Raw genomic sequence first — 9338 nt, 5'->3', positions numbered from 1 at the left:
TGAATATTATCAATCAGAATGGGAAATAGGATGAAGTTGTCAATAGGTTATTCATCGGTTATACTTAAAAACATGGAAACTAAGTCATTTAAAGCGATAAAAGAACAGTACCCCAATGATGATGATTATCTTGTGCTCGTTGATTGCGAAGGACGTGAATTGGATACCGGCGAGTATGAGGTTCTCGGCGCAAAATATGTTCATGTTTATAAAACTGCGAAAGAGATGTATGACGCATATAAAGATCTTTCAAAAAAACTTCCAAATGTTTATTTCGTCCCACCGCAATACAAAAACTCCTTTATCATGGAGCAGCGACAATCAATGCGTATTGGCAGGCAGTAGAGCAGATGAGGTTTGAGCTTAGAGATGACTTGCTTTACCTTCCAATAACTATCTTTTACGACCGAGAGATAACCTTTACTGGAGTTATTGATACCGGTTCTGCTGGAACAGTTATTGAAGTTGATGACGTTAGCATTGACTTTCTTTCACGTAATGCTCGTCCCATAAGAATGGTTGGTGTCGGTGGAATACAAGAGGGGTTTGCTCAGACTTTATCAGTTGTTTCTCTTGGAGAGTTTTCTGTAAAGGATTTTGAAATTGAGTTTTGTAATCTTAAAGACGATTTTGGTTTTGATGCTATCATCGGAAGCAACTTGCTCAAGGCACTGGGAGCAGTAATTGACTACACTACTTGTGAGATCACTTTTAAAAAGTGATCGGGGACAGCACAAGTTTTCTTAGATTTTGGCGGCTTCCCGCTTAATAATGGGTAGAGGTCTTGCCACAAAAGCTGCCTATACAAGACGAAGGCGCACGTCTCGCGGGTGGTTCTAGTGGTTAAGTCGCTGGTTGATGGCGTGGCGACGAGCTTTTGCTTATTAGGAGACTAAAGTGCATGAGAAAAGAAATATCTTCCAAAATATTCCACACGTTAATGACCTCGTGCTTGGTTGCGCTGTCCTTGGCGCTACTTGTGCCTAATGCGCTAGCGCAGGGCACCCCTGTGTGGCAGCCAGTTCCGATAGTAACAAAGGCCCAGCGGACGGCCGGCTTATCCGGCGGAGAGGGAATGCAACAGATCTACTCCTTGGAAATCTCCAAGAGCAACCCTGCGATCATGTACGCCGGAACAGATGTTTTTCCCATATATAAGTCCAGTGATTCAGGTGTGTCATGGAAATATGTCGGAGGTGAGATCGACGCGGCGGGCGGCTGTAGGAGCATTGCCATCAACCCAACCAATCCCGATTTGGTTGTTGCCGCTTGCGGGCCGACGAAATGGTTTTCTGGCACCAGCAGTGGTTTTTACAAAACTTCAGACGGAGGCAAAAACTGGGCGAAAGTTCTTAAGGTAAAAATAGATGTGTATGAAAAAGGGGGTTGGGTCGAATGGACATCGCCCGCCACGCTTTATGCGGGCACACAGGAAAATGGGTTATGGAAATCCACGAATTATGGCGATACCTGGACACAGGTAAGCCTTGCCGAACTGAACAATGACAGTATAAGCATGATTCGGGTTCATCCCGACAATGCCGATATCGTATACATTGCCTCTGCTACTGATTCAAAACTGTACAAACTAACGAATTCGGGAACGACTATTGCCCAAACAGGAACTGGATTGCCCGCAGCTACTTACTACCGAGTAGAAATCCTCGGCAACCGTGATACTAATTACACAAACGATACGGTTTATGTCGCTGTCGGAACTTCAGGCATTTATAAATCCACCAATAGCGGAGCAAGCTTTACTCCCTCAAACGGAACATCTCCAAATAACTTGCCGATTGGAGCGAACAAATTTAGATCCTTATCCGTAAGTCCCGTAAACGGACGATTATATGCTGCCTTATGGACGCACCAAATTTATTATTACAGTTCCGACGGGGGAAGCAATTGGTATAGAACGACGTCGTATGATGAGAAAAACGCTGACGGTTGGGTAATTGGTTCTTTGCGTCAATCAGGAATGGAAGTTAACGGGGAATACTGGTCTAAGCCTTTCGCTCCTCACCCGACACTAGCGAACGTGGTATTGACGTCATCGGGTCAGGTTATCGTGAAGTCAACCGATGGAGGAGTGAACTGGAGATACTCTAATACCGGAAGAAACCAAATTAATGTGGGTTGGGGTATTGATTACACCGATATGAATTCAATTGATTTTGATCCGGCCAATTCAAAAAGGTTCTCTGTGCATTCCATGGATAATGGCACATTCGTTACAGATGACGGCGGGGTTACGTTTAGAAGTGTGAATATCCCTGACAGACACGCTACCGTCTATAGTAGCAGCGGAAATCTTCTAAACGCCGATGGCATCAATGCTACCTCCGGAGGAAGAAGAGGCAATGTTATGGTGACGACAAACGGCGGCTGGGACAATAGGCAAATAATCATCAGCCGCAATATTGACCAAGCAGTACCCACATGGACACCGTTAACCGAAACGGCAAAAAGTTATACTTATCACAACATAAGATTCCATCCTCAGAACGCAAATATTGTGTATGCGGAGAATTTCAGATTCGACAATCTTCAGTCTAGCAATGCTTACGTAACCTTAAGTAAACCCGTAAGAGCCGTTTATCCCGATAACGGGGACACCGTTTACACTTTATATCCAGTAGGCGGCACCGTCGCCCGGATTGAACGATCGGACGATCGGGGCAAGACCTGGACCAGAAATACCTACGCCAATCCCTCGGTTCAATACGCGGATGTTCCCATTGGCACCTCAAGTACTAAAATTGGCAAGTTTGCGGCAAAGCCAGGGAATAGAGACGTGTTGTATATTCCTTCAAGCGGCTTCGGTTTAAATATAATCAACGGCAATCAAAGATCGCTTAAGAATAGCGCAGCAGGTATTACTGATTTCAGCGGCGGTTGGGGGCTGGTCGCAGTCGATCCGAAGAATGCAAATAACATCTATGTCGGAATTAGACGCGAATATGGTTTTTCCACAGGAATCTATAAATCGACTGATGGTGGCAACACCTTTGCAAACATCAACGGAAATCTGGGGACATATTTTTCGGTCTATTATCTCAATGTAAACCCAGTTGACAGCTCTGTTTGGATGGGAACCGGCGGAGGTGGTATTTGGAAACTACCAGTTGGCGGTGTGGATACCACAGCGCCGACGGCACCGACTGGACTAAGGGTTGTGCCTTAGTTTGCTGGCCACAGAATACGAGGGCGGGCGTGATTTCTTGGGCGTTTTGAAACAGAACGGGAGTTTTAAATTGGCAGGGCGTAGTTTATAACCTACAATACTGTAAATGGAGGCATTGGAGCAAGGGCTTGCCGAGAGTACTTTGGGCGCGATGGGAGTAGGATAGTAATTCTTCTTTGTGGAGGGGATAAAAGCTCGCAGGGGCATGATATCGAACTAGCCCAGCAGTATTGGAAAGATTACGGAAAGAGGCAAGAAAAGCGATGATGACTAGAAATTATAAAGAAGATTTATATAGTGAGTTGAAAGATCCAGAGTTTGCATCTGGCTATTTAAGCGAGTGTTTTAACTTAGGGAGAGAAGAGTTTTTGCTTGGGTTAAAGGAGGTAGTTGAAGCTAATGGTGGCATCGGACTCCTCGCTAAGAATACCCACCTAAATCGTGAGAACTTGTATACACTTCTCTCTGAGAAAGGAAATCCGAGACTAGATAGTCTTACTCAGGTTCTAGATGCGCTTAATCTTAGGCTTCAGTTTGCACCGAAGATTAACAAAGAAAGAGAAGCTGCATAATGGCTCTCTAATGCTTCGCGTGCGACACATTCAGTTTACAGATCCTGGAAACTCACGCGACGTGGGACAGGTGGAGACACTAATGCACCTACTGGGCTCAAGATGCCGAACTTAAGGCTTTTCGACGGGGCATAGGGTGCGGGCGTTGCGATAGTCGATAGAAAGGTCTTCTTCGTCTTTTATTATGGCGAAGAAACGAGAGAGGTCGTAGTCGGCGGGGACTATGTGCCGAGTGCCTTTTAGGTGAACTTCGACGTATCTCTTATCTGTAATTCGTTTAAAAGCCGCGTTTACTCGTCCACCCGCAAGCAGCGCTGCGGCAGACTTGCCGCGGTGGCGAATGCCTGAAGCCACGCCTTTTGCGCGCTCATGCGTGGACGGTGGAGTTCTAATGACATTAAATGGTCTAATCGGGTAGCCGACTCTGTAAAAAGCTTCGGAAAGCACGCGGGAGCAAATGCGATCGTCCTCCGAAAGAGTAAAATCCGTTACCATGCGGCGAAACCCTGTGGGGAGCAGCTCCCAGGGGAAGGCGAAAAAAAACAGCAATCTAATTATGTGCTTCAAGTCGTATCGCTTGCCTAGCTGAGCAAGAGCAAGATCGATGACGCGCTGAATGTCTTCATAGTGCAAAGCTTGTGGGCGACAATGTCTAACCATTAACCCAACACTCTCGTCGATAGGTTTAAGATGAACCCCGCGAACTGGATCCGCATCGACTACTAAGTGTTTGAGCGACAGCTCGCCGTAAGCACTTATCCATTCCTCTTTTTCTTTTGCTGAAAGCAAATCTCTGCGGTCTCCGACATATAGGACTACGTGAGACCAGGGAGATTGAGTCAGGACTTTTACAACCTGGGAAATTCGCGCATTGCCAGAAACCAGTAACACGTCGCCAACCCTAACGCGCGCTTTTAGTTTTTTAAGATTAGTAACCTCGCCCTTTCCGTAGTTCGGTCGTGGATCGGTTAGCAGTCTCGTAAAATATGCCACCACTTTCTTAAGTAGCTTGCGTGGATAGTAGCCTAAACGAGAAAAGCTTTTTGTGGGCATGTCTATTCCAAATAAGTGTATCCATCAAATGCCTGCACATACTTCTTAAATATTTCCGCCGATTCAACAGGAGTGATGCTGCCTTTAATAACTGCTCTTTCGAGAGCATTTCTCCAGTGCTCTATGAGTTTGCTCCTGTCGTATTGCACAAAGCGCAAAACTTCGCCGACCGAGTCGCCGTATACTACGTTTGTGAATTTAATTGTGCCGTCCTCGTCGACCTCGATGTGGACGGCGTTGGTGTCGCCTAAGAGGTTATGCATATCGCCTAGAATTTCTTGATATGCGCCTACGAGAAATGCTGCAAAATAATACGGTTCGCCGGGACGAAGGTCGTGCGCCGGCAGATAGCGCTTTACGTCGCGCAAATCTGCAAAGCGGTCTATTTTTCCGTCCGAGTCGCAAGTGATGTCCGCAATCACAACCGGCCGATTAGGCTCTTCCTTTAGCCTGTTAATAGGCGTAATGGGAAAAATCTGATGAATGGCCCAGACGTCCGGTAGAGATTGAAATACGGAGAGATTGCAAAAGTAAGTGTCAGTTAATAGCGACGGCAAACGCTCTAAATCCTCCGGGAGGTAGAAGAGCTTCTGAGCTTTTTCTGAAATGCTTCTAAGCAGCGCCCAATAACAAGCATCCCCCCAGGCGCGATCCTCGATAGACATAAAGCCCAAGTTAAACTGGCTAAGCATGTCGTTTCTAAGTTGCATGGCGTCGTGAAGGGTTTCTTGGCAATTTTTTGGAGATAAGTCCAAAAGCAACTGTGCCAAGTTTCTAACGGAACTCTCTTCGCTGGTCTTCAGCACCTCTTCAGGATTGCACTCATGGAAAAAAGTATTCGCCTTGCCGAGCACGTTAAATACCAATACCGAGTGATAGGCAGCTAAAGCTCGCCCACACTCGGTAACAATATTTGGGTGTGGCACTTTGCCGTTATCGCAAATATCGTCGAGAATCCAAACGACATCTCGCGCATACTCCTCCATGGTGTAGTTCATCGACGATTCAAAGGAAGTTTTGGAGCCGTCATAATCTACGCCTAAACCGCCGCCGACATCGATAAATGATAGATTCTCGCAGTGTTGCCTAAGCTGTACATATACCTGCCCCGCTTCTTTTAGGGCTTTTTTTAGCGAATCAATCGATGTTAGCTGGCTTCCTGCATGGAAGTGTAGCATCTTTACGCTGTCCAATAGGGATTCCGAACGCAAAGTGTTAATCGCGGATAAGATTTCTCCAATCGATAGGCCAAACTTAGCCCTTTCGCCGCCGCTTCTTTCCCAGCGACCTGCACCTTTGCCTGAAAGTTTTAGTCTAAAGCCAATATCTGGCGCTATATTTAGCCGTTGAGAGACTTCGATGATGGTTGCTAGCTCGGAAAGCTTTTCGATGACCAAAATAGGTTGGCGACCGACTTTTTTTGAAATTAAAGCGAGCTCTATGTATTCGCTGTCCTTATAGCCGTTGCAGATTAGTAGAGCATCGGGATTATCGTGAATGGCAAGAACAGCAATGAGTTCCGGCTTGCTGCCTACTTCTAGCCCCATAGAGAATTCTTTACCAGCTTGCCTTAGAACATCTACTACTGGCTTTTGCTGGTTAACCTTAATGGGGAAGGCAGGCATATAAGAGCCATTGTAATTGTGCTCCTTAATGGCATTTTGAAAAGCGGCATACAGCGTGCGAACGCGATGGCGCAAGATGCCATTAAATCTAAGGAGTACCGGTGGGCTAATGTCGCGCTCGATAACGGAGTTAATTAGTTCGTATAAATCGACTTTGGGGCCATTTATGCCATCTGGTGCAACGGTGACGTGTCCGGAGGAGTTTACGTCGAAGTAGCCAGCTCCCCAGTTCTCAATTCCATAAAGCGCCTTGCTCTTGGCAATATTCCAAGTTTCAATGTCGTTCATTTCGTCAATAACTCCTGCTATCCCCTATTTAGAGGCACTTTTGTGCAAAAATGTAGCTTAAAAATTGATAAACCAGCTTAGCCGCTAAAAAATCCGGGGCTGGATTACTCTCGCGAGGCAAAAGTTCTACCACGTCAAACCCGACAATGCTACGCTTTGCGGCCAAAAGTTTTAGGAACGTAGTCACCTGCTGCCAGGTCAATCCGCCAGGTTCTGGCGTCCCCGTAGAGGGCATAATTGAGGAATCAAAGCAGTCGAGGTCTATGGTGACGTAGACGTTTGGCGAAAGCAGCGAGATTGCCTGATTTTGCCAGGCTAAATCGTTGCTGGCGGCATGTATTGCATGGGCGAAAAAGACTCGTTCGCGATTTAGAGCAGCCACCTCGCTGATGTCGATTGCCCGTATGCCTACCTGAACTATGGGGCATATCTCGCGAACGCGAGCCATGACGCAGGCATGGTTAAAGCGCGACCCCATGTAAGATTCGCGCGTATCGCCGTGTGCATCGAGCTGGAGGACACTTAAATTGCTGCAAGAGTTCGCAATCCCAGCTACCACCCCGGCGCTTATAGAATGCTCGCCACCCAGGATAACGGGGAATTTTTTACGAGCGCAAAGGGAAGAAACTACTTCTTTAGCCTTTTCAAAAAGAGCTTCGGGGGAATCGCTTACGACTAAAGGGCTAAGGGTGTAAATTCCTCGCCTATAAACTTCGCTAGCCGTTTCGATGTCGTAGAGCTCTACCGACTGTGAAGCCTCGAGCATAGCCTCGGGGCCCCGGTCAGCTCCTTTGTGATACGTGCTAGTCTTGTCATACGGAATTGGCAATACAGCTATCTCGCATTTCTCAAAGTCATGCGATAGAGCTTCTTCTGGTGCAAACGCACTTTTTGCCGCGATTGTTGAGTGTTGAGCTATTAAATTATCGAGTAACCTATCGAGAAGTTTCATTTTCTTAATTGTAGTTTTTTTTCTGTTCCATTTAGTAGCCGAGCAACGTTTTCTCGGTGGCGAATAATAATCACCACGCACGACAAAAAAGCAAATATAAGCGTATATGGGGGGTAGTTATTCGGTATAGCTAGGAGCATTATTGGCAAGCTGCTAGCCGCTAGAATCGAGCCAAGAGCTACATAGCCTGTAGTTAAATAAGCAATGGCAAATACGGCGAGAGACAGGAGGCAAAAAAAAGGCATTGAAACTATATAGACGCCCAAAGCCGTAGCGACTCCTTTGCCTCCGCGAAATCTTAAGAAAGGCGAAAAACAATGCCCTAAAATCGCGGCAAACCCAAGACACAGCGGAAAATTGAAGGAGCTCAGGTAGCCTGCTGGAGCAAAAAAGCTTAGACGCCACAGCGAAGATGCTAAGGCGCCTTTTGCTGCGTCAAGCAGCAATGTAATGGCCCCGAGCTTCTTACCCAATATTCTACTCGCGTTTGTTGCCCCAATGTTGCCGCTGCCGTGTTTTCTTATGTCTACTCCTTTTAGGCGACCGACAATGTAACCAAAAGGGATGGCTCCGAGTAAGAATGCAATGGTAATTGGCACAACGAAGCCGATGAGTTTACTGGTATTCATAATGGCGTGTTGATGCTGATAGAAAGATATTCCATTATAAACCGCGCCTTTAAAGATTTATAGTTAACCCATCGTAGGCCAATTCTATGTCTAGTTTGCTCATGTTTCGCAAGATAGCATTCCCATATGAGTAATCAACATCGTGGCTTAAATGCGTTAAATAGCTACGGCGTGGCTTTATTTTTTCTATTTCCGACACGGCTTCTGATAAACTGAAGTGTGTTGCATGAGGTCTATATCTCAAACCATCGATTATGAGAACTTCGAGTTTTTCTAGAAACTCGAATGTTCGCTGGGGAATTTTTGAGCAGTCAGTTAAATACGCAAACTTTCCAATTCTAAACCCTAGTATCTCCAAGTTCCCATGCAGTAATGGTAGTGGCAGGATCTGAACAGAGCTAATCGCTACGGTTTCAAATGGCACGAGTGGTGTAAAATTTAGCCGAGGGGGGCAGCCGCCCACGTAAGAGCTGTTTTTTTCAAAAATGTAGCGAAATGTTTCCCTAAGTTGGAGGATGCTTCCGTCGCTAGCGTAAGCGTCCAGAGGTTCTTTTCTCGTAAAACAAAAACCACGCAAATCATCAATGCCGTGAACGTGATCTGCGTGAACGTGGGTGTAGAATACTGCATCAAGTTTCTTGATTTGAGCGCGCAAGACTTGTTGCCGCAAATCTGCTCCCGTATCAATAAGGATGGCGATTTTCTCGCTTATCTTTCCTACGGCTGACACATTACCTTCTTCGGATGGCTCGCTTGGAACCTCCACATAGATAGAGGGCCTTAGGCGCTGATTCTTAGAGTCTTTTGATAGGCATACCTGGCAGTCGCAGGCGGGAACTGGAACACCAGTAGAGTTTCCACAGCCTAGTACGCTTATTTTCAAAACTCTATTCCTCCTGTGTGGAGTATTTTATAGCATTTACAAAAAGGATTTTTGTAAATGCTATAAACAGCAAGTGCGTAAGCACTTGCCAATAAACAACAAATACCGTTTCCAAAAAGTAAAATATTTAACTTACTTTTTGGAAACGGTAT

9 protein-coding genes are annotated in these 9338 nt (G+C 46.1%); 4 read left to right on the top strand and 5 right to left on the bottom strand.

Going from position 1 to position 9338, the window contains the following annotated elements; all coding sequences use genetic code 11:
* The first annotated feature begins 30 nt into the window (after positions 1-30).
* The 4 genes from IT291_06225 to IT291_06210 all read left to right on the top strand — a co-directional run bounded on the left by IT291_06225 (position 31) and on the right by IT291_06210 (position 3756).
* A complete protein-coding gene (locus IT291_06225; protein ID MCC6220817.1) occupies positions 31-345 on the top strand; it encodes a hypothetical protein in 315 nt (104 codons plus the stop codon).
* A 5-nt stretch (positions 346-350) separates the two neighbouring features.
* Positions 351-722 (top strand): hypothetical protein, encoded by a 372-nt coding sequence (locus IT291_06220; protein MCC6220816.1) that lies wholly within the window; start codon positions 351-353, stop codon positions 720-722.
* Positions 723-901: 179 nt separating this feature from the next.
* Positions 902-3184 (top strand): hypothetical protein, encoded by a 2283-nt coding sequence (locus IT291_06215; protein ID MCC6220815.1) that lies wholly within the window; start codon positions 902-904, stop codon positions 3182-3184.
* Between the two features lie 263 nt (positions 3185-3447).
* The gene (locus IT291_06210; protein ID MCC6220814.1) at positions 3448-3756 is read left to right on the top strand and encodes a transcriptional regulator; all 309 of its coding nucleotides are present in this window, start codon (positions 3448-3450) and stop codon (positions 3754-3756) included.
* A gap of 111 nt (positions 3757-3867) precedes the next feature.
* On the opposite strand, the gene IT291_06205 is transcribed toward IT291_06210, so the two are convergent.
* The 5 genes from IT291_06205 to IT291_06185 are packed head-to-tail and all read right to left on the bottom strand — an operon-like array spanning position 3868 to position 9186.
* Positions 3868-4809 carry a hypothetical protein gene (locus IT291_06205; protein ID MCC6220813.1) on the bottom strand — a complete coding sequence of 314 codons (942 nt, stop codon included), beginning with the start codon at positions 4807-4809 and terminating at the stop codon, positions 3868-3870.
* A 2-nt stretch (positions 4810-4811) separates the two neighbouring features.
* On the bottom strand, positions 4812-6722 hold the full coding sequence (gene speA, locus IT291_06200; GenBank protein MCC6220812.1) for a biosynthetic arginine decarboxylase: 1911 nt from the start codon (positions 6720-6722) through the stop codon (positions 4812-4814).
* Between the two features lie 28 nt (positions 6723-6750).
* Positions 6751-7674: an agmatinase gene (gene speB / locus IT291_06195; protein MCC6220811.1), complete on the bottom strand. Its 924-nt coding sequence runs from the start codon at positions 7672-7674 to the stop codon at positions 6751-6753.
* Positions 7671-8303, bottom strand: a complete 633-nt coding sequence (gene plsY, locus IT291_06190; GenBank protein MCC6220810.1) for a glycerol-3-phosphate 1-O-acyltransferase PlsY — start codon at positions 8301-8303, stop codon at positions 7671-7673. The genes speB and plsY overlap by 4 nt, the downstream gene beginning before the upstream one ends.
* 49 nt (positions 8304-8352) lie before the next feature.
* A complete protein-coding gene (locus tag IT291_06185) occupies positions 8353-9186 on the bottom strand; it encodes an MBL fold metallo-hydrolase (GenBank protein ID MCC6220809.1) in 834 nt (277 codons plus the stop codon).
* Positions 9187-9338 lie beyond the last annotated feature (152 nt).

It is taken from the genome of Deltaproteobacteria bacterium (assembly GCA_020845775.1).
Classification (GTDB): Bacteria; Bdellovibrionota_C; UBA2361; order SZUA-149; family JADLFC01; genus JADLFC01.
The sequence above is the reverse complement of the archived record's forward strand: the minus strand, read 5'-3'. Positions and strand labels throughout refer to the sequence as shown.